The organism is Corallococcus terminator (genome assembly GCF_049194865.1).
GTDB lineage: Bacteria > Myxococcota > Myxococcia > Myxococcales > Myxococcaceae > Myxococcus > Myxococcus terminator_A.
In genome coordinates this window covers 1-20,792 of record NZ_JBLZWL010000110.1, presented here as the reverse complement: position 1 = coordinate 20,792, position 20,792 = coordinate 1, and the positions used below count along the sequence as shown (strand labels likewise).

18 protein-coding genes are annotated in these 20,792 nt (G+C 69.1%); 8 read left to right on the top strand and 10 right to left on the bottom strand.

Features of this window, described 5'->3' with window-relative positions; translation table 11 throughout:
• Nucleotides 1-18: 18 nt before the first annotated feature.
• Nucleotides 19-2,262, bottom strand: a complete 2,244-nt coding sequence (locus ACN469_RS33915; RefSeq protein WP_498774820.1) for a M9 family metallopeptidase — start codon at nt 2,260-2,262, stop codon at nt 19-21.
• 136 nt (nt 2,263-2,398) lie between these two features.
• On the opposite strand from ACN469_RS33915, the gene ACN469_RS33910 reads away from it, so the two are divergent.
• Nucleotides 2,399-3,202: a PAS domain-containing protein gene (locus tag ACN469_RS33910; protein WP_498774818.1), complete on the top strand. Its 804-nt coding sequence runs from the start codon at nt 2,399-2,401 to the stop codon at nt 3,200-3,202.
• A gap of 53 nt (nt 3,203-3,255) precedes the next feature.
• Nucleotides 3,256-3,873 carry a hypothetical protein gene (locus ACN469_RS33905; protein ID WP_498774816.1) on the top strand — a complete coding sequence of 206 codons (618 nt, stop codon included), beginning with the start codon at nt 3,256-3,258 and terminating at the stop codon, nt 3,871-3,873.
• 3 nt (nt 3,874-3,876) lie between these two features.
• Here the strand turns inward: ACN469_RS33905 and ACN469_RS33900 are convergent, their stop codons facing one another.
• Complete coding sequence (locus tag ACN469_RS33900) at nt 3,877-4,482, bottom strand: hypothetical protein (RefSeq protein ID WP_498774815.1); 606 nt, start codon at nt 4,480-4,482, stop codon at nt 3,877-3,879.
• Nucleotides 4,483-4,562: 80 nt separating this feature from the next.
• Between ACN469_RS33900 and ACN469_RS33895 the strand changes: the two genes are divergently transcribed.
• On the top strand, nt 4,563-5,330 hold the full coding sequence (locus ACN469_RS33895; RefSeq protein ID WP_498774813.1) for a hypothetical protein: 768 nt from the start codon (nt 4,563-4,565) through the stop codon (nt 5,328-5,330).
• 13 nt (nt 5,331-5,343) lie between these two features.
• Here ACN469_RS33895 and ACN469_RS33890 read toward each other — a convergent pair whose 3' ends face one another.
• The 5 genes from ACN469_RS33890 to ACN469_RS33870 are packed head-to-tail and all read right to left on the bottom strand — an operon-like array spanning nt 5,344 to nt 10,080.
• Nucleotides 5,344-5,544: a hypothetical protein gene (locus ACN469_RS33890; protein ID WP_498774812.1), complete on the bottom strand. Its 201-nt coding sequence runs from the start codon at nt 5,542-5,544 to the stop codon at nt 5,344-5,346.
• Between the two features lie 17 nt (nt 5,545-5,561).
• Nucleotides 5,562-6,407: a hypothetical protein gene (locus tag ACN469_RS33885; protein WP_498774810.1), complete on the bottom strand. Its 846-nt coding sequence runs from the start codon at nt 6,405-6,407 to the stop codon at nt 5,562-5,564.
• A complete protein-coding gene (locus ACN469_RS33880) occupies nt 6,404-7,588 on the bottom strand; it encodes a TadE/TadG family type IV pilus assembly protein (RefSeq protein WP_498774808.1) in 1,185 nt (394 codons plus the stop codon). The genes ACN469_RS33885 and ACN469_RS33880 overlap by 4 nt, the downstream gene beginning before the upstream one ends.
• Before the next feature lie 11 nt (nt 7,589-7,599).
• Nucleotides 7,600-9,219: a TadE/TadG family type IV pilus assembly protein gene (locus ACN469_RS33875; protein WP_498774806.1), complete on the bottom strand. Its 1,620-nt coding sequence runs from the start codon at nt 9,217-9,219 to the stop codon at nt 7,600-7,602.
• Nucleotides 9,220-9,246: 27 nt separating this feature from the next.
• Nucleotides 9,247-10,080: a TadE/TadG family type IV pilus assembly protein gene (locus tag ACN469_RS33870; protein ID WP_498774804.1), complete on the bottom strand. Its 834-nt coding sequence runs from the start codon at nt 10,078-10,080 to the stop codon at nt 9,247-9,249.
• Nucleotides 10,081-10,422: 342 nt separating this feature from the next.
• Here ACN469_RS33870 and ACN469_RS33865 point away from each other — a divergent pair, with 342 nt between their 5' ends.
• The 3 genes from ACN469_RS33865 (at nt 10,423) to ACN469_RS33855 (ending at nt 15,041) form a co-directional block, all read left to right on the top strand.
• The gene (locus ACN469_RS33865; RefSeq protein WP_498774802.1) at nt 10,423-13,569 is read left to right on the top strand and encodes a GAF domain-containing protein; all 3,147 of its coding nucleotides are present in this window, start codon (nt 10,423-10,425) and stop codon (nt 13,567-13,569) included.
• Entirely contained in the window at nt 13,566-14,699 is a 1,134-nt protein-coding gene (locus tag ACN469_RS33860; RefSeq protein ID WP_498774800.1) for a sensor histidine kinase, read from the top strand. The genes ACN469_RS33865 and ACN469_RS33860 overlap by 4 nt, the downstream gene beginning before the upstream one ends.
• A 135-nt stretch (nt 14,700-14,834) precedes the next feature.
• A complete protein-coding gene (locus tag ACN469_RS33855; protein WP_498774798.1) occupies nt 14,835-15,041 on the top strand; it encodes a hypothetical protein in 207 nt (68 codons plus the stop codon).
• Nucleotides 15,042-15,043: 2 nt separating this feature from the next.
• On the opposite strand, the gene ACN469_RS33850 is transcribed toward ACN469_RS33855, so the two are convergent.
• The 3 genes from ACN469_RS33850 to ACN469_RS33840 form a co-directional block, all read right to left on the bottom strand.
• On the bottom strand, nt 15,044-15,832 hold the full coding sequence (locus ACN469_RS33850; RefSeq protein ID WP_498774892.1) for an FRG domain-containing protein: 789 nt from the start codon (nt 15,830-15,832) through the stop codon (nt 15,044-15,046).
• Between the two features lie 79 nt (nt 15,833-15,911).
• On the bottom strand, nt 15,912-16,322 hold the full coding sequence (locus ACN469_RS33845; protein WP_498774796.1) for a response regulator: 411 nt from the start codon (nt 16,320-16,322) through the stop codon (nt 15,912-15,914).
• A 158-nt stretch (nt 16,323-16,480) separates the two neighbouring features.
• Nucleotides 16,481-16,717, bottom strand: coding sequence for a hypothetical protein (locus ACN469_RS33840; protein WP_498774794.1), 237 nt, complete (start codon nt 16,715-16,717; stop codon nt 16,481-16,483).
• A gap of 263 nt (nt 16,718-16,980) precedes the next feature.
• Here ACN469_RS33840 and traC point away from each other — a divergent pair, with 263 nt between their 5' ends.
• Complete coding sequence (gene traC / locus ACN469_RS33835; RefSeq protein WP_498774792.1) at nt 16,981-18,801, top strand: outer membrane exchange accessory lipoprotein TraC; 1,821 nt, start codon at nt 16,981-16,983, stop codon at nt 18,799-18,801.
• Nucleotides 18,802-19,082: 281 nt separating this feature from the next.
• Nucleotides 19,083-20,552: a M57 family metalloprotease gene (locus tag ACN469_RS33830; protein ID WP_498774790.1), complete on the top strand. Its 1,470-nt coding sequence runs from the start codon at nt 19,083-19,085 to the stop codon at nt 20,550-20,552.
• Nucleotides 20,553-20,792: the final 240 nt, after the last annotated feature.

Genomic DNA, 20,792 nt, shown 5'->3' with positions numbered 1-20,792 from the left:
GGGAGCCACTCCCTTGTTTCACGGCGTCGTGTCGAAGCGGGACTCCAGCTTCACGTCCGCGAACGCCGCGCGACCCTTCACCATGAGGTAGTAGTAGCTGCCACCCAGCGGCGAGGGGATGTCCACCACCTCGTCGTTGCCGGACAGATACGGCCGCTGGTCATACGCCGTCGTCGAGGGCCACGTGCTGGCGCGGACGTAGAGGTCCGCGTTGCCCGTGCCGCCGCTCATCTGGAAGCGCAGGTTGCGCGCGCCGGCGGGCACCCACACGTAGAAGTACTGCAGCTCCTCGCCACCGGCCAGCGGGCCCCGGTAGCAGTTGTTGCCCAGCATCCGCGTGTCCGCCCCCGTGCATGGCGTGCTGGTGCCCGGGCCAGGACCCGGGCCGGGATTCACGCAGGTGCTCGGGTCGCTCGCGGTGGCGACGCAGGTCAGCCACTGGTGGAACTCCGTGTCGTTCGTCGTGCCCAGGGCGTCGAGCGACGTGCGATACGCGCTGTAGTTCCCCGCGCGGAACTGGGCGACGAAGCCGTCCACCTGGTCCGAGTGGCGCTCGAACATGAAGCGCACCGCGAGATAGCCCCAGGAGTACACGCGCTCCGTGCCGCTGTTGTAGTCGTTGCGCAGAATCTGGCTGAGCTGGAAGCTCTTGCTCGCGCCCCGCGCCACCGCGTCCGCGTTGACGTCCTTCTTGGACACGTACTCGGCCAGGCCCTCAATCCACCAGATGGTGGGCTGGCTGATGCTGGCGCCGAAGTCGCCCTTCAGGTTGAAGCGGCCATCCAGGTAGTGGACGTACTCGTGGCGCAGGTTCCAGATTTCGAACGCGGGCCGCAGCCACTCCGCCTCGTAGGCGATGAAGCGGGCCTGGTTGCCGGACGCCGCGGGGTTTCCTTCCAGGTACATGCCACCGTTGTTCGTGTCGATGCCGAACAGGGCGCCGGCATACGTCTGGTAGTCCAGGCTGCTGTCGAAGATGACCATCTCCAGCGACGTGTTGTTGTCACTGGCGACGGGGAGGCGGCCCGTCTTCAACTTGTCGTGGAAGTAGTTCTCCTGCGTGGCCAGCTGGCCGCAGCTCTGCGTGAGCTGCGTGGCCGTCATGTCCTGCGCGCGCATCTTCAGCGTGGCGCCGCAGTTGTGCGTCACGCGGAGCACCGCCTGCTCCAGGGTGCGGCGGAAGTCGCAGATGCCGTAATAGGCGCAGTTGGCGCCGTCGTAGTAGTCGGCCATCTCCGCCGTGCCCACCCAGACGCCCGCGGTGGGGCCCGTCATCGAGTGGCTGGTGATGAGCGTTCTCACCTTGGGGCGCGTCTTCGTCTGGAGCGTCCCCGCGTACTGGAGGAAGCGCGACAGCTCACGAGCGGCGTTGACCGGGAGGTACTGGTTGTCGGTGCCCAGCAGGTGCTCGGTGCGCGGGCCGAAGGAGTCCAGCGCGTCGATGATGGACGAGTCCGCCTGCACGGCCGTCACGAAGTCGCTGTTGTAGTGACCCCGGAACAGGCCGACGAAGACGTTGTTGGTGGCGCTGCGCATGTACCAGAAGGACGCGACCGTGTCGTTGAAGCGGTCCAGGAGCCCCTTGAAGGTGCCCAGGTGCCGCGCGTTCTCCCCCGAGCTGTCGATGAGCGTGACGAACTCACTCAGCACCGCGCCGTGCGCGTCGTTGACGTCCCGGAAGTGGCTGTTGGCGACGAAGGCGGCCAGGGCCGGGCGGATGGCGTTGGCCAGCGCCGTGCCGTAGCTGCCCACGACGTCCGGGGCGTAGTACTGGACGTAGTACCCCGCGCGCAGGAACAGGACGAGCTGGAGCGTCTGGCCGCTGTTGTTCCCCACGTAGGCCTGGGCATTCGTGGTGAGCGCGTTGGCGATGGTGACCATCTTGCTCTCGATGAACACCTGGCGGGCGAGCGTGCCCGTGACGCTGAACAGCGTGTTGATGCAATCCGCCGTGGAGCCCTTCACCAGCGTCACGAGCGCCGTGCCCGTGGCCGACCCGAAGGCCGCGGTGTCGCACGCCAGCAGGGCCTGCTTCGGCGCGGGAGGTGTGAGGGACTGGCGTAGCTGCTCCGGGGAGACGTCGGGCCGGCGCTCGTCGGGCTGGATGCGCTGGTGGGCATGCTCCAGGCCGTGGACGCGCGGGGCAGACTCGGCTGGCGGGGGACCTCCAGGGCGGGCGTCCGCTCCGGGCGTGAACAGGGTGAGACAGCAGATGGAGAGGACGATGTGACAGCGACACCAATCCGTGATTGGACCGCGCATGGCTTCGTGCTCCTCGGGTGGGGGCTTGATGCACGGTGTCGTCCGTTTCCGAGTGACACCGACGTAGGTTTCACGTGGTGTTCAAGGTATTCGTGAGCACGTCTGACGTTCTTGTGTCTTTCCCATGTGGGGACGAATGGAAACCACCAAAGCGCGTGAAACCTTGGAGCACTGGCGGATGGGCTTCATGGGGCGGGTGGCCAACCCGCTGTTCGCGGAGGAGCTGTTCGACCGGGTGCCGGACATCGTCTTCTCGGTGAAGGACATCCGGGGACGCTATGTGTGCATCAGCGAGGCGTGCGCGGAGCGCTGTGGCCTGAAGAGCAAGACGGCGGCGGTGGGGCGCACGGCGCACGAGCTGTTTCCCCAGCACATGGCGGACCGCTACGTGCGACAGGACGAGAAGGTGTTCCGGACGGGCCGCGCGCTGGTGGACAACCTGGACCTGACGTTGTTCAACAACCGCGAGCCGGGCTGGTGTCTGACGAGCAAGGTGCCGCTGTTCGATGCGACGGGTGAGGTGATGGGGCTGGCGTGTCTGTCCAAGGACGTGCACGAGCCGGGGCGCGCGGGGCTGGTGGACGAGCGCTTCGCGGGGACCATCGACCACATCCAGGCGAGCTATGGGGAGCGGCTGCGCATCGACTCCCTGGCGCGCCGGGCGGGCATGTCCGCGGCGCAGTTCGAGCGGCGGATGCGGCGCATCTTCCAGCTGTCGGCCGGGCAGTTCATCATGAAGACGCGCATCGACGCGGCGGCGGCGCGACTGGTGGAGGATGAGCAGCCCATCGCCGCCATCGCCCTCGCGGTGGGCTTCTGTGACCAGAGCGCGCTGTCGCGCCAGTTCAAGCAGGTGACGGGGTTGAGTCCCCGTCAGTACCGGCAGCTCGTCGTCGCCACGTCGGTGCCCATGGCCTCCCGGCGGCGGCGGGCCCGCTGAAGGGGAGGGGCCCTCCCCAAATCCTCACGGATGTGATGCGCTGGCGGGCACCGATGAAAGCGACCGCGCTCCCCGTGTCCACCGTCGCATTCCATGTCCTGGCGGTGGGGTTCTTCAGCGCCTGTGCGGTGTGGCTCGTCCAGGAGTCCCAGGCGCTCGGCGGGCGCCGGGGGATGCTGGCCCTGGCGGTGGCGGTGGCCTCCTGCGGACAGGCATTGCTGTCGCTCGTGGCGCTGGTGTCGCTCTTGCGAGCGCGCTCGCTCGTCGTGCTGGGCGCGCGGGCGCGGGTGGGGACGTACCTGCAAGTACTCGCGGGGATGGGGTTGCTGGTGCTGCTGGGCGTGCACCTCCTGTACTCCGAGGCGCGGCCGGCGCTGGGGAGCTTCTGTCTGGGGTTGGCGGTGTGGCTGGGCGCCATCGGCCTGCACCTGGTGCCGGGGTTGTTCCTCTCCGGGAAGGGCTTCATCGACCCCTTGGGGCGGTGCACTCGCTTCTCGGAACTGGAGTGGTTCTCGCTCCAGAAGGGCGACGGCGAGCCACCTCGCACGGTGCTGCGGGCGGGGCGGGGTGAGTCGCTTCGTCTGGAGGCGAGGCTGGCGCACGACGCTGTGGACGGCGTGCGAGGACGGCTGCTGAAGGTGGGGCTGTCGTCGCGCGTGCCCGGGCGCTGAGGCTCACTTCTTGGGCGGTGGCGCGGGGAACATGGCGGGGGTGGTGCGCTCCTTCCACGGGTCTCCTCCCACGCCGAAGTCGACGAGGTGGAAGGGATTCTCTCCGCCCATCCGCACCAGCCCGAGGCCGGGCACGGCGGCGGACCACTCGGCGGTGTTGCCTCCGGTGAAGGAGTACTCCATCACCTCGAGGACCTTGCCGGCGAGGGTCTCCGTCGACTTCTGGAGGAACTTCCCTTCACGTCTGGACTTGGGTTCGTTCTTGAAGGGCTCGGTGCTCTCGCGGGGCTTCTCCCCTGGAATCGTCGCGCGCATCAGGAGGATGTTGCTCGCGCCGAAGCGGTCTCCCTCGACGAGGAACTGGAGGGAGATGCGGCCCGCGGAGGGGACCTCGATTTCCAGGTCGAGCCAGCGACCGCGCTTCTGTTGATGGCGCCCCGGCGCGCCGACCTTGACCACGAAGCGCGCGGGGCCGTCCGTGGAGAGCGCCTCGTAGCGCGCCCAGCCACCCTCCTTCACCACGAGGGGGAGTTCGGGGAAGGACTGGGGAGACGTCACCTGTGCTTGTGCGAGCACGGCCAGCAGGGAGAACAGCGCGATACCCATCATCCACGTCCTTCCTATTCACCACCCGAAACCAAGACATGCATTGGATTGGGATGCGAGGCGGAACCCTATAGGATTGCACCATGTCCCGCATCCCGACGGCCTTGAGTGTGTCCTTCCTGCTGTTCGGTGCCTGCTCTGACTCCCGGCGTGGAGCGGAGGACGCGGGGCCGGGCCTGGCGCTGGTTCCCCTGACGCCGCCTCCCGTGGAGCAAGCGTCCGTCCTCGATGACGCGGGTGCCCCCTCGGTGGAGGCGCCGATGGTCGTGGACCCGGCCCGCCTCAAGGAGGCGCGGGCGCTGGTGCCGGCACCGTTGCTGTATGGCCAGTTCAAGCCGATGGTCGGCGCGTGGGTCGACTACGAGCTGCGTGCCAAGGAGGGCAAGAGCCGCGTCCGTGTCGCGGTGGTGGGGGAGACGACGCGCGAGGATGGCACGGTGCTGTACCAGCTCGAGCTGGACCATGAGACCAACCCACGCACGCTCGTGGTCCTCTGGGTCCGGGGAGGAGACAGGCCCTTCGTCGAGCGGCTCGCCGTCTCCGTCCCTCCCCATGCCCCGCTCTCCATCCCCGTGGACCTTCATGTGGACCAGCCCGAGCTGAGGGGCACGCTGGAGGCAGAGAAGGATGCGGTGGCGCAGGGCGCCTTCGCGGGCAAGGCGCGCGAGCGGACCTTCCGTCGCGAGGAGGGGCTCTCCGTAGGAGTGGTGAGCACGGAGCGTGTTCCGCTCTTCGGGGTGGAGTCCGTGCGCGACGCCGAGACGACCTGGGTGGCGCGCGCGACGGGAACGGGCGCGAAACCCGCGCTGGACACCGTCCCCATCGCAGTGCCCCGCGTGCCGGGGCAGTGAGTGCGCGGCCGGCTCACCCCAGCGGATAGCCGAGCACGACATAGAAGCCGCGCACGTAGATGGTGTACGCGGCGAGGATGTCCGGCGCGAAGGTGTACAGGCCCATCGTTCCGACGATGAGTCCCATCATCAGCAAGGACATCTCCGCCAGGGCCTGCCCTCGTGAGCGGGGGCGGCGCAGCCAGCGGTAGGTCGCGGTCATCCAGCCAGTCATGTGCGGCGCTCCTGAATCTAGCGAATCCGTTCGAGGACCACGGTGACGAGGGTTTCCTGTGCCGCCGGGTCACCCATGGGTGACAGAGAGAGCGACAGCCGCTCCCCGGGCTTCTGGAAGTCGAGCAGCTCCACGCCCTGGGGCTCGGAGCGTGCTTCCTTCTGCGCGTAGCCGCGCTGCTCCAGCTCTTGTCGGTAGAACTTCGCGAGGGTGGCGGGCGAGCCCTTCGCCACCTCGGTGACGGTGGTGTTGCCCTCGGTGGGCCCCCGGTTGCGGTCCTCGAGGCGCAGCATCGTCGTGGCGCCGGGAGGACGCGGCAGGGACGTCATCGCCTCCGCCTTGAGGTGCATGCCGTCGGGCGCGTCGGTGATGGAAGGGAAGACCTGGGTGCGAGGAGGCGTCCCGTCGATGCCCACGGCGGTGACGGCGACGAGCGCGCCCCGCTTCGCGTCGTAATAGCTGACGGCGCCACCGCCCGCGCCGTCCGGCTCGGTGGCGGTGCGATGGCCCTGCCGGCGGAACTCGCGGGCATAGAACTCCATCACGTCGCCCGCGGCGTCGGTCGTCTCGAAGTACGCCATCTCCATCGGATTGCCGTTGGCCTCCAGCCGTCCCATGGAGATGGCCTTGGCGCGGGGATAGGCGGGGATGAGTCCCTGGAGGCGCTTCGTCAGCGGCTCCGCGTGGCTCGGCGTGGGGACCAGCCCTCCGCTCGCGACCGGAGGCGGGGGCGGCGGAGGTGGCTCGGGCGGGGGCTCACGGAGCGTGGCCGCCGTGGCGACCAGCAGCAGCACGCCGCCCAATCCCACGACGCGTGTCACGGCGCCCGTGCGGTCCGCCAGTCTGGATGGCGAGGCGCTCACTCGTCCTCTCCACCCTGGTCCCGGTCGGGGTTCGACGAGCACGCGTAGTCGTCGTACGTGAAGTACTCCTTCCCCGTGCCCTCTCTCTGTCCGTACTTGGATTCGGGCGCCTCGGACTTCCGCGCGCCCTGGAAGTACTTGCCCCGGCAGTTGTAGGCGCGCATGGACCAGTTGAAGTGGCCGTCCTTGGATGACGGCTTGAGGCCGCGCTTCTCCTTGATTTCGGAGGGCTCGCAGCTGTCGAAGCACGCGTCCTTGTCATTATTCCAGTAGGCCGCCAGCAGCTTGTCTCCTGGGACCGTCCGGGTGTCGGGCGTGCGCGCGTTCTTGTTCCAGTTGTGACGGCCTCCCTCCTTCACATGCTTGATGAGCACGGTGTCGCGGAGGTAGTCGGACTTGAGGGGGAAGTCCAAGCCCAGCACGGAGAGCACCGCGCCAATGGCATCCAGGAGTCCCCCCTCCGAGGCGAGGCCCGCATAGGCAAGCTTCTTCACGCGGTCATGGGTGAGCTGCTGGACGCGGGGAATCGAGTCGGACGGACGGTCTCCAGGACCCCAGGCGCGCCAGGTGTCGTGGTACATGAAGAACGACTCCTTGAGGTTCAAGTCCAGCCGGTTGTCGTCGAGGCCTCGGGTGAGGAAGGCGAGCTGCGAGGGGATGACTCCGTTCTTGATATGGACATCCACCTGCGCGCGGACCGCGCCCTTCTTGGGGTCCAGGCCCATGGTCTTCGCGACGAGGCCCGCGGTGGAGCCGATGGCGCCCAGCACCGTGCCCAGCAGCTGGCCCACGCCGCCCTGGCCGCCGCGCTCGGAGAGCGACTCGTTCTGGAGCGGCGCGTCCGCGTTCTCCACGCTCACGGTGAGGGTGAGCCGGTTCTGGAAGCCCAGGCCCGTGGGCATGGCGCCCGTCTTGGTGGCGCCATCCAGGTCCTGGTAGCGCTCCTGGGCCTCGGTGGCGATTTGCCCCACGTCCGGTCGCACGGTGCGCTCGAAGGCGACATAGCGCGCGAGCTCCGCGGCCTTGAGGCGCACGTGCTGTACTTCCCAGAAGTAGGTGGACCCCAGGATGAGGAGGATGAGGACGGGGGCGAGGATGGCGAACTCCGTCGTCGCCGCGCCCCTCCGCGCCCGCCGTCCCAGGTGCCAGGAACCTCGCTTCAGGGTGGCTCGAGTCGTCATGGCGGTTCCCATCAGTAGTTGAGGGCGTCGGCGAAGTCGGACTCGGCTGCACCCCACTGGGGGATGATTTGATTCATGGCCGCGTGCTCCCAGTGGGTCTTCGCGGGGGCGAGGCGGGCCGTCCACAAGGGGTTGAAGAAGTTGGGCTCCTCCTCCCAGTGTCCGGGCCGGTGGTAGATGGCCCGTCCCACCGACATGGCCATCATGGCCCCGGCCGGCTCCGTGCGTGTCCCCGTGTCGCTGCCGATGCGCATCGTGTTCCACGAGAGGTCCACGAACCCGCCACGGATACCCGTGGTCTCATCATCGTGCTGGCCCGTGCTTGACTCCCGCATGAAGCCGTTCTTGCTCATGCCCTCCAGGTGGAAGGGCTTGGCGGCGCCACCGCCGGCCGTCATGTCCTTGGACACGATGCTGAGGTTGCAGGGGTAGCTGAAGTGGTTGAGCCACGGGTCCACGAAGCTGCTGTCCGACGTGTAGAAGGGAGTGATTCCCATCCAGTCGTGGTGGTCCTCCGACTTGTGCGTCCCGTAGCTCTGGTGGAAGCCGCCCTGGTTGTCCGCGGCGACGCGGAAGTTGACGGTGAGGATGTCCTTCCATCCCTTGTTCCTGCCGCCCAGGTAGGGGCAGGGCGTCCGCCATTGAATCTTGATGTCGTCGGAGGCGAAGAGCTGGTCCCTGCGGTTGTCCTCGAACTCCTCGTGGAAGCTCTTGATTTGACTGTCCGCCACCTTGGCGACGCGCAGCTGGAAGAGCGGGGGGACGCAGAGGTTCAGGGACCACTTGCGGCCGACGAGCGGGAGGGTCTTCCCCTCGGCGGTCCACTGGCGGCGCGCGCCGTTGACGAGGTTGCCCATGAGCAGCCGGTACTTGGCCATCTCCGGGTCGGACAGCTTGTTCTTGTTGCCCAGCAGCTTGGAGCGCTTGGTGAGGCCGGTGGGGTCGGTCAGGTCGAACTGGCCGCGCTTCGTCTTGCTGCTGGGGCCGTCGTCGACGACGTGCAGGAAGTTCTTCATGTTGGAGTAGTTGACGTTGTACTTGCCGGTGATGGCACCCAGCCCGGAGCCGGAGGACATGAGCACCCCGGGTCTGGCTTTCGGGTCCGTGCCGTGGATGGCGCCCGCTCCCGAGTTCACCAGCAGGTCCTTGAACGTCCCCAACATCATGGCCTCCTGGGCGAGCCAGAGGGCCACGTTGAGTATCGACAGGATGGGTATGAAGACCCTGGCGATTGTCTCCACGACTTTCTTCCAGGCTTTGATGACCTGTTTGACCGCCGCGAAGATGCCGCCGATGACGGGGATGTACTGCGCGATGGACGCGAGCTTCCCGATGGTCATGTCCAGGTACAGGGCATGGCTCACGTACGACATGAAGGTGAGCATGGCCGAGTAATGAACAATCATCGCGCGGTTGGTGTAGGCCAGGAAGTTGTAGGCCCGGGCCTCCTTCACCGCGAGGGAGTACGCCTGCGCGTCGGCGGCGTCCTGGAGCTTTATCTTTTCGTAGACGCCGTGACCGATGCTGACGGAGGTCATGACGGTGACGGCGAGCACCAGCATGGCGACGACGCCGACGACCAGCGCCTGGCCCCGCTCGTCCCCGCGCAACCTTCTAAGAAGCTTGAACATGGTCATCCCCCGGGAGCGGTGGTGGTGCTAGTCGTTGACGACGCACCGACCAGGTCCGTGCTGGTCATTGTTGAGGAGGTTGGACTGCATGCGCATGGACCAGGTGGCGACCAGGGGCATCACGTACTTGCGCTCCTGTTGCGCCAGCGTGACGACCTTCGCGTGGTCCGTGCTCAGGGTCCGTCCCCGGTCCTGGAGGTACTGGGTCGCGTTGCGGCCTCCCACGCGCTGGCGCTCGAACTGGATGCCCTTGAGTTGATCCAGATACTCGCGCCCCAGGTAGAAGCTGTGGAGCTGCCAGTTGGCGAAGGGGATTCGCAGCTCGTAGAAGTAGGTGAGCCGCACTGACAGGAGATTGGCTTCGATGACGCGCTCGTCCCGCACGTCGTCGTAGTCGATCTCCAGCTGGTCCAGGTGGGAGCCGTAGGTGCCGAAGAGCTCTGCCAGCTCGCTCTTCTTGGGATTGAGGACCTGCACGCGGAACAGGGGCAGCGCCGGCGCCCTCGCATAGAACCGCGCCAGCAATCCCTCGCCGAACAGCTTCCGGCTGAAGGCTTTGTGGACCGCCACGGCCTCGCGCACCGTGTCGACCCGGCCCGGCTTGCCGCCCAGCGGCGGCAGCGTGGGGAGCAGCGCGGTGAGCGCCGCCCGCTCCATCAGCCCGCAGTCACCATGATTGACGATGCCAGCCCGCACCGCGCGATAGGCGCCGTACTCCGTCATCAGTCTGGCGTTGTGCACCATGCCGAGCTGGATGATGCCCAGCACCATGAACACCAACATCGGCACGATGATGGCCGTCTCCACGGCGGCTTGCCCGGACTGTCCGGACGCGATTCTGGGTCTGTCTATCGAGCGCATGGCCCTCCCCGGGCACGACGTCACTGCACCCCCGGCCCACCCCACCCGCTGAACCCAGACTCTATGGAAGAACGCGCTACGATGGAAACGTATGGCTCTATTTGAAGTCGCGGCGATTCCGAATAACGCCACTTTGTGACTTTTGTGACGTCATTGCGGGGGTGTCAGGAATAACCAGGGCCAGCGATGTCAGGGTTTCCCGGCGGGTAGGCAGGACACCCCCGGCCCGGTGGGTCTCCCCCGCGCATCGGTCCGCACCTCTCGGTCAACTGTCCGGTGGTGGAAATCACGGGGTGCGGAAAGGGTGGCGCGAGTGCGGGCTGTTGAGGTGATGTGCGTCCCATGTTCCCGTCCCATCCCCGCCCGGAGAAGGCGGCCGAGGAGCCTGAGCCGCGGCAGGAGGATCTGTTCCAGGGAGCGCTCTCCCGGCAGGTGCTGGAGAGCCTGCCCCAGCTCGTGTGGATGACCCGCCCCGACGGGCACCACGTCTATTTCAACCGCCGCTGGTACGCGTACACCGGGTTGACGCCCGAGAAGTCGCTCGGCGATGGCTGGCGGCAGACCATCCACCCGGAGGACCTGCCGGAAGCCAGCAGGCGCTGGGCCCACTCCCTGCGCACCGGCGAGCCCTACGAGGCGGAGTTCCGCTGCCGTCGTCATGACGGGGCGTGGCGCTGGATGCTCGGCCGCGCCAGCCCCCTGCGGGGTTCCGACGGTCATATCCTCCAGTGGCTCGGCACGAAGACGGACATCGAGGAGCCCAAGCGCGCCTCGGAGTCCATGCGCTTCCTCGCCGAGGCCGGCGCGCTCTTGTCCTCCTCCGCGCTGGACTTGGAGGGCACGCTGTCCTCACTGGCGCGGCTCGTCGTGCCCCGCATGGCGGACTGGTGCGCGGTGGAGCTGCTGGAGGAGGACGGCCGCACGCGCCAGGTGGCGGTGGCCCACGTGGACCCCAGCAGGGTGCGGCTGGCCGAGGATCTCCGCGAGCGCTACCCACCGCGCGAGGATGACCCGCGAGGCGTGCTGACCGTCATCCGCACCGGCACCCCCGTGCTGCTGGAGTCCATCTCCGAGGAGGGGCTGGTCGGCGGCGCCCGGAGCCCCGAGCACCTGGGCTTCCTGCGGGAGCTGGGGCTGCGCTCGGCGGTGATTGTCCCGCTGCGGGCGCGCGGGCGCATCCTCGGCGCGCTCATGCTGGTGACGGCGGAGTCCGGCCGCCGCTTCGGCCCGGAGGACCTGGCGCTGGGCGAGCAGCTCGCCTCGCGCGCCGCGCAGTCGGTGGACACCGCGCGCCTGCACCGCGAGACGCAGGAGTCGCTGCGCCGCAGCCAGGAGGAGCGCCGCACCGCGGAGACGCTGCTGCGCATCGGCGCGTCGCTGTCCTCCGAGCTGGACGCGGGGGTGCTCGTCCAGCGCATCACCGACGAGACGGTGGCCCTCACCGGCGCGGGCTTCGGCGCCTTCTTCGAGAACCGCGTGGACGAGCGAGGCGAGTCGTATCTGCTCTACACGTTGTCCGGCGCGCCCCGGCAGGCCTTCGCCCACATGCCCATGCCGCGCAACACCGCCATCTTCGGCCCCACGTTCCGGGGCGAGGGCACGCGCCTCTATGACGACGTGACGCGCCAGCCGGACTACGGCAAGAGCGCGCCCTTCCACGGCATGCCGCCCGGGCACCTGCCGGTGCGCAGCTACCTCGCCGTGCCCGTGAAGGGCCGCTCCGGCGAAATCCTCGGCGGGCTGTTCTTCGGACACGAGGCGCCCGGGCGCTTCCGCGAGGAGCACGCGCGGCTGGTGGAGGGCGTGGCGTCGCAGGCCGCCGTGGCCCTGGACAACGCGCGCCTGTTCCGCGACGCGCGGCGGGCCGAGGAGCGCTTCCGCTCGCTCGTCACCGCCACCGCGCAGGCGGTGTGGGTGACGCGCCCGGATGGCTTCATCGAGGAGGACAGCCCCTCCTGGCGCGACTACACCGGACAGACGTACGCGCAGTGGCGGGGCCAGGGGTGGCTGGACGCCCTCCACCCGGAGGACCGCGAGGCGGCCGCCCGCGCGTGGCGGGCGGCGGTGACGGACGTGCGCCCCTATGAAGTGGAGTACCGCCTGCTGCGTCCGGACGGCACGTACTCGCCCACGATGGCCCGCGCGGTGCCCGTGCTCAACGCGGACGGCGCCGTGCGCGAGTGGGTGGGCACCAACACGGACATGACGGCCCAGCGCCACGTCGAGGAGGGCCTGCGCCGGCTGGACCGGGAGCAGGGCGCGCGCCGGCTGGAGGCCCTGCGCGCGGAGGTGAGCGGCGCGCTCGCGCGAGAGGGCACCGTGGGCGAGGTGCTCCAGGCCTGCGCGGAGGCGCTGGCCCGTCACCTGGATGCGCAGGTGGCGCGGCTGTGGATGTACTCGCGCGCCGCGGCGATGTTGGAATTGGTGGGCAACGCGGGGGCCGCCGCGCCGCCGCCCGACCGCTGGGGCCGCGTGTCCCTGCACGGCCAGAGCCTGGTGGCGGAGGTGGCCCGCAGGCGCGAGCAGATATGGGTGGCCCAGATGGACCAGGATGCCCGCGTCCTGGACCAGACCTGGGTGCGGGAGACGGGGGTGCGCTCGTTCGCCGGAATCCCCTTGCTGGTGCGCGGGCAGCTGGTGGGCGTCATGGGGCTCTACAGTCGCAACGTGCTGGGCGAGGACGCGATGGCGGTGCTGGCCACGGTGGCGGACGCGCTCGCGCAGGGCCTGGAGCGCCGCCGGGCGGAGGAGTCGCTCCGGCTGCGCGCTCGGGAGCTGTCGCGCTCCAACGAGGAGCTCCAGCAGTTCGCCTACGTGGCCTCGCATGACCTGCAGGAGCCGCTGCGCATGGTGGCCAGCTACACGCAGCTGCTCGCCCGGCGCTACCAGGGCAAGCTGGACGCGGACGCCGACACCTTCATCCACTACGCGGTGGACGGCGTCACCCGCATGCAGCAGCTCATCCAGGACCTGCTCGCCTATTCGCGCGTGGGGACGCAGGGCCGCGAGCCCAAGCCCGTGGACGCCAACCGCGCGCTGGAGCGGGCGAAGGCCAACCTCCGGGTGGCGCTGGAGGAGTCCGGCGCGGACTTCCGCGCGGGGCCGCTGCCCACGGTGCTCGCGGACGAGACGCAGCTGGCGCAGCTGTTCCAGAACCTCATCGGCAACGCGCTCAAGTTCCACGGCGACTCGCCGCCGCGCGTGGAGGTGACGGCGGAGGCGAAGGGCGCCGAGGTCCGCTTCTCCGTGCGGGACTGGGGCATCGGCATCGACGCGCAGGACTTCGAGCGCATCTTCGTCATCTTCCAGCGCCTGCACGGCAAGGAGGCGTTCGCCGGGACAGGCATCGGGCTGGCCATCTGCAAGAAAATCGTCGAGCGTCTGGGGGGACGCATCGGCGTCGAGTCCCGGCCAGGAGAGGGGAGTACGTTCTGGTTCACCCTGCCCTGGCCGCCGGCCGGAGCCACGGTGTCCGAGGCGTCGTCATGAGTGAGATTGGAACGAACGAGCGCCCCCTGCGCCTGCTGCTGGTGGAGGACAACCCCGGCGACGCGCGGCTGCTCCAGGAGGAGCTGCGCGAGGTGGGCACCACGCACTTCGAGGTGCTCCACGTCGAGCGACTGGCGGACGCGGTGCGCGTGGTGACGAGCGACACCCAGCTGGACGCGGTGCTGTTGGACCTGTCGCTGCCGGACGGGCACGGGCTGGGCAACATCCCGCCCCTGCTCCAGGCCGCGCCGTCCGTCCCCCTCGTCGTGCTCACCGGCACGGATGACGAGCGGCTGGCGGTGCGCGCGGTGCACGAGGGCGCGCAGGACTACCTGGTGAAGGGCCAGGTGTCGGGCCCGCTGCTGGTGCGCGCGCTGCGGTATGCGATTGAGCGCAAGCGCGTGGAGGAGGGCCTCAAGCGCGAGGAGGCCGCGCGGCGCACGGCGGTGTTCCGCGAGCAGTTCCTGGGCATCCTCGGCCATGACTTGCGCAACCCGCTCCAGGCCATCTCCGGCAACGCGTCCCTGCTGTTGCGCCACGGCGGCTTGAGCGAGCCCCAGCGCAAGGCCATCAACCGCATCTCCATCTCCGCGGACCGCATGGCGCGGATGATCAACGACTTGCTGGACTTCACCCGCACGCGCTTGGGCGCGGGCTACGTGCTGGAGCGCGCGCGGATGAACGTGCACGAGGTGCTGCGCCAGGTGGTGGAGGAGCTGGAGGTGGCGCACCCGAGGCGCCAGTTCGAGCTGAGCCTGACGGGCAACGGCTGGGGCGACTGGGACGGGGACCGCATCGCCCAGGCGGCGTCGAACCTGGTGGGCAACGCCGTGCAGTACTCGCCCGAGGACACCGCCGTGCGGGTGATGGTGGCGGACGCGGAGGGCGGCGTGCGGGTGGAGGTCCACAACTGGGGCCTGCCCATCCCCACCGAGCGGCTGGCCTCCATCTTCGACCCCTTCGTGCGCGCCCAGGACATGCGCAGCGCCCAGCGCAACGGCCTGGGCCTGGGCCTCTACATCACCCACGAAATCGTGCGCGCCCATGGCGGCCTGTTGGGCGTCTCCTCCTCCTCCGAGGAGGGCACCTGCTTCTGGCTCAGCCTGCCGCGCCAGTACGCGGGCGGCTGACCGACGGCGCCCCCTGCCTGCCTGCCCCCCGGCTTGAGCGGGCGAGCGGGGGCGGGAAGACGCGGTGCCCGTCGCGGCGCGCGGCGGGAAGCCCCACCCTTGGAAGGTACATTCTCACTTCCAGGAGGTCTGGCGATGCTCATGCTCGGTGCAGCCCTGTTCGGTACGCTCTTCTTCTTGGCGGCGCTCTTCGCCGTCGTCCTGTTCGGCGCCGCCGGCAACAAGTGGGAGAAGGACATCCGCGCGGTGACGGAGCACGAGCGCGCCAACGGCATTCTTGGCGACGTCGCCTTGAATGGCCCCGGTGTCGCCCGGGGGCCTCACGTCCACGCGCATGCCTGAGTTCAGCGGGGCCGCGGGCTGTAGTAGCGACGCAGCCAGCGGCTCAGCCCGTCCAGGCCGGGGAAGAGCACGCGCTCGGTGACGTTGGCCTGGTCCAGCTTGTCGCGCACCTCCCACTTGAGGGCCGCGGGGATGATGAGCTTGCGCACCCCGTGCTTCTGCTTCTCCAGGAAGGTGTCCAGGCGCAGGTCCGGCCCGTTCATCACCGAGAAGAGCGCGAACTGGTTGACGATGCGCGCGTCCAGGGAGGGCGGCTCGAAGTAGAGCACGAAGGGGTGCTGGGTCAGCTTGTCCAGGTCCGCCATGGAGCCGGCCGCCGCCGCCAGCATGTCCCCGGTGAAGACGTCGGCGCCCTCCTTGCGCAGCTGCGCCTTGAGGGCGCGGGGCAGCAGGCGGTTGGTCTCCCGGTAGTCCACGCACCACACCACGCCGTCCGCGCCCGCCAGCTCACTGTCCTCGGTCAGGAAGTGCAGCGCGACGTAGGGGCTGAACGTCCAGTCGAGCATCCGCGTGGGCAGGCCGTGGTGCTGGGCCAGGGCGAGCCAATCCCAGACGGAGTCCAGGGGCTCGCGAGGCGTGCCGCGCGCGTACTTGCGGAAGGCGCGCAGCAAGTCCCGCTCCTGTCGGATGAACATGCCCCGGCGGTTGAGCGCGGTGGACAGGTCGTGCTCGACGTGGGGCATGCCCCGGAAGACGAAGTTGGAGCGGTGACGCCCGAGCGTCTCGTTCCAGGAGTCGGAGAACAGCGAGTCCTGGAGCTCCAGCCACGTGGTGACGCGATGCTCTTGCATGACGAGGGCGGACAAGGCCTCGTGCCGGGCCCGCGGTCCTCGGAAGATGGGGCGTGCCGCGCGGGTGTGGAAGCGGGCGTCAGGCCACGCGTTGGGTGCGCGGCGCCAGGGTGGTGGGAGGCTGGCCCGGTTGGGTGAGGCTGTGCAGGATTCGCGACAGCTCGCCCGGGGCGACGGGCTTGCGCAACAGGCACACCGCGCCCTCGAAGCTGGGCAGCTCCAGGTCCAGCCCCGTCGTCAGGACGATGGGCAGCTCCGCCAGCGAGCGCTGCGCGTGCAGCATCCGGATGAGACCCTGGCCCTCGATGTCGGGCAGCAGCCAGTCCAGCACCAGCACGTCCACGTGGGGCTCGGCGAAGAAGGCCCTCAGCGCGGTGAAGCCGTTCTCGCAAGCGAGGACCCGGTAGCCCTCCAGCTCCATGGTCTCGGTCATTGCCTCTCTGAGGAGGCCATCATCCTCGGCCAGGACGACCACGGGGCGGTAAGGCATGCGCAAGGCTCGCGACGACCGGAGGAGAAGGGCTCAAGCGGCACGCGGGTCCGGACTCCCACCACCACCGTTGGGCAAGAACCCCCGGGGGCCCGTGCCTCGTCCCGGCCTCCACGCAGGGGTGGAGCGCCGGCACGTCGCCTGCTCTTCACACCGGGCTAGGGCCTGCCGGTGTCCGCGGGCTGGTTGAAGGCGTACTGGTCCGCGCCGGGCGCGGCGTCCTGCTGGAACATGGGGCACTTGGCGCAGGTGAAGCTGTCCCAGTCCTCGCGCACCGCCACGTCGATGCAGCCGCCGTAGAAGCGGCAGTGCACGTTGCGGTGGTCCTCGACGGAAAAGGACTCCGCGCGCATGGGCAGGCGGAACTCTGTGGGACGCGGTTGTGGACAGGACATGGTGACTCTCTTGCCCCCCTCGTGGGTGCGTTGAATCGGCTACCGCTGCTCTACCGGCTGTTGCGACGCGTCATTCCCGGGGCAAACCCACCGAGGCCCTCGCGATTCACGGCGAACCTCATAAAGCCCAGCAGCAGGGGTTGCCATTCGTGTCGGCTGGCCGCCCGTGGGGCGTGGGGCCGGGCCTGGAGCCACGCTCGCCTGGCCCGTTACGGGTGACGCCGACATTCGAACACTTCACCCGGTGCCTCCTTTCCCCGAAGATGCGAGGCGTGTTCGCCCCCCCTCGTCCCCTTCGTCCGGCGCCTGGCGCATCTCGTGGCGTGCTCGGCGCCCTGGCCCTGGCCTCGCTGCTCGTCCTGACGGCCTGTTCGGCCTTCTCCCGCGCCGTGAAGGAGGGCGACTCCGCCAGCCAGCAGCAGAAGTGGGCGGAGGCCGAGGCGGCCTACCTGCGCGCGCTCGCCGCGGACCCGGAGGCGTCCGAAATCACGGTGAAGCTGCGCGAGGTGCGCAAGGCGTGGAGCCAGGTGGTGCTGGAGGAGGCCCGGAGCGTGCACGGCTCTGGCGACCTGGACGGCGCCATGAAGCGGCTGGTGCGCGCGCTGGAGCTGGACGCGGAGAACACGGCGGCGCGGGAGCTCCTGAATACGACGCTGGATGAGCGCGTGGCCGTGGCGCTCGCGGCGCTCAAGGCGGACAAGCTCCAGGAGGCGCGCGTGGAGCTGGACGCGGTGCTGTCGGTGTCGCCGGAGCACGCGGGCGCGAAGAAGGCGGTGGACCAGGTGCAGGTGGCGTGGGCCAAGCGCTGGTTCACCACCGGGGACGGGCTGGAGAAGGCCGGCAAGCTGGGCAACGCGCTGGTGGCCTACGTGCGCGCGGACCAGGAGCGCGTGGGCGCGACGGCGGCCAGGGAGCGCGCGGAGGCGGTGCGGCAGAAGCTGCGTGACGAGGTGGCCTTCCTCGTGGTGGCGACGCCCGTGGAGGACCGCGCCGGCGCGCCGGACGTGGCGCAGCGGCTGGCGGCGGGGAGGCTCGCGGCCATGCTCCCCACCCAGCTCCCCCTGCGCGTGGTGACGGAGGCCCCCGAGGGCCGCGAGGGCGTGAAGCTGGACTTGTCGCTGGAGCGGGTGCTGCCCCTCAAGGCGGTGGAGGACTCGCAGCGCTCGCACCGCTACCTCGCCGGCAAGACGTCCGTGCCCAACCCGCGCCGCGCCGGCTTCGAGACGAAGCTGTTGCAAGCCGAGCGCTCCCAGGAGGAGGTGGACCGCAAGCAGGCCGCCGCCCTGCGCGAGTACCTGCGCATGCAGACGGAGATGAACCTGCTGCGCGCGGGCGCCGAGCGCTGCCGGGAGCGCGAGCGCCGCGAGTGTCTGGAGGCGCTGCAGGAGTGCGGCGAGGCCGCGCGCGAGGCGGAGAAGCCCGGCACGCTGCCCGGTGAGTGCAGTCCCGCGCGCTGCGCCAGCGGCCTGTGCTCCAAGGAGGAGCAGCTGCTCGCGCAGATGGTGGTGGCGGTGAAGGACCGGGAGACGAAGCTGGAGGCGGCCCTGGAGAAGTCGGAGGGGCAGCGCATCGAGGTGCAGCGCCACCGCGACACGACTTTCAGGGAGCCCGTCACCGTGGAGGAGAACATGTTCTCCGACTTCGTCTACGACGTGCAGCTGCACCGCCTCACCGTGACGGCCTCCGTCACCGCGGTGATGCGTGACTTGCTCAAGGACCAGGTCCCCGCGCCCCACACCGACGACTTCGCGGTGATGCACGAGGACATGTCGCACAAGGGCTACGACAGGTACGGCGTGCTGGCGGACCCGGTGCAACTGCGCAACGAGCTGGAGCTGCGCGTGGAGGTGGGGGACAAGGCCGTCTCCGATTTGGCTCGCCGCGTGAAGGAGCGCTTCGACGCGTACCGGGGCAAGCGCGTGGAGGACGCCCGCCGGGGCATGGTGCGTCCCGGCGCAGAGGACGTGGTGGAGACCGCCGTGCGCGCCCTGCTGCTCACCGCCGACGCGCCCCCGCCCGACGTGCTCCAGCCCCTGGCCCGCGCCCGCGGCCTCAACCGCCCCGAGACGCTCCTGGGTTTGTAGTCCGACCTGACCCGGGACACTTTACAACGGGAGTGTCCTTTTCTTGGACACTCCCGTTTTTGCGTTCCAACCCTTTGGAATCAAAGGGGTTTTGTTACGAATTGTTACGAGATTTTACAGCCTGGGCGTGAAACGTGGAGTCTTCGTGCTCCGTGAATCCCCGGTGTTTCCGTAAAAGCATGAGGGAAATCCACTAGTTGCGGGATTGGCATGGCGGCTGCTGTGTCGCCGGGCCCGAGCTGTCGGAGCTCTGGCAGTACCCCCTCTCGAAAAGGAAGTTCATGTCCAAGTCCAAGTTGATCGGTGCCCTCACGGGCCTGGCGCTGCTGTCCGGTTGTGGTGGCGGCGAAGGTTCCACCCCCGCTCCCGAGGCCGTTGGCCAGGGGATGTCGTGGGAGCAGTTCCTCTCGGTGGTCTACCAGGAGCCGGACACCGGCATCTTCATCGCGGACGGCGACACGACGTTCGCCAACGAGAAGCTGCTGCGCGAGTTCTACGAGAACAACGTTCGTGACGGGCAGCTCATCGTCCACCGGGCGGGCGGCGTGGATGCCGCGTGGAACGCGACGCAGAAGAAGAACATCACCTACTGCGTGAGCACGACGTTCGGCACCAACTACAACGCGGCCGTGCAGGCGATGGCGAACGCGGCGGCGGCGTGGGAGGCGGTGGCCAACATCGACTTCGTCTACGTCAGCGCGCAGGACGCCACCTGCACCGCGAGCAACCAGAACGTGGTGTTCGACGTGCGTCCGGTGAACTCGGGTGGCCAGTACCTGGCGCGCGCGTTCTTCCCGAACGACACCCGCGCCAACCGCAACGTCCTCATCGACAACACGGGCTTCGGCAACACGTCGCCCTGGACGCTGACGGGCATCATCCGTCACGAGCTGGGCCACACGCTCGGCTTCCGCCACGAGCACACCCGCCCCGAGTCGGGCACGTGCTTCGAGGACAGCAACTGGCGTCAGCTGACGGCGTATGACTCCAAGTCGGTCATGCACTACCCGCAGTGCAACGGCACGCAGACGGGCGACCTGGTCATCACCGCGCTGGACGCGCAGGGCGCCGTGGCGCTCTACGGCGCGCCGGGTGGCACGGACCCCGAGCCGCCGGGCCCGGGCACTGGCACCCCGACGACGGAGACCCGCACGGGCACCGTGGCGACGGGCTCCAACACCAGCTACGGCCCCTTCAACGTCGTGGCCGGCACCAGCTTCAGCGTGGCGATGACGGGCACGGGCGACCCGGACCTGTACGTCCGCTTTGGCGCCACCCCCACCACGACGACGTATGACTGCCGCCCCTACCTGAGCGGCGCGTCGGAGAGCTGCAACCTGACGGTGCCCGCCGGCACGACGACGGCGTACATCATGGTGCGTGGCTACGCGGCGGGTAACTTCAACCTGACCATCAACTACACCAAGCCGGGCACCGGCACCGGCGGCACGCCGACCACGGACAGCAAGACGGGCAGCGTCGCGGCGAACACCAACGTGAACTTCCCCGCGTACAACGTGGTGGCTGGCACCACGTTCCGCGTGGCGATGACGGGCACGGGCGACCCGGACCTGTACGTCAACTTCGGCTCGGCGCCCACCACCACCACGTACAACTGCCGTCCGTACCAGACGGGCGCCACGGAGACGTGCGACCTGACGGTGCCCGCCGGCGCGACGACGGCGCACGTCATGGTGCGCGGCTACACGGCGGCCACGTACAACCTGGCCATCAACTACACCCGGCCGTAGTCGCTTCAGGCTTCCGGTGTGGAACACGGGCGGTCTCCTTCGCGGGAGGCCGCCCGTTGTCTTTGGAGACGAGGCGCTTCAGTCGACGAGGGGGCTCAGGTCCGTGCGCGCCGCGCGCTCCGAGTCCAGCCTGCGGCGCCGGGCGCCCGCGATGGCCAGCTGCCAGACGGCGCAGACGAGCCCCAGCGCGAGACAGCCGAGCCACAGCGCCGACGTGCCGGCGCGACCGAGCACCCAGCC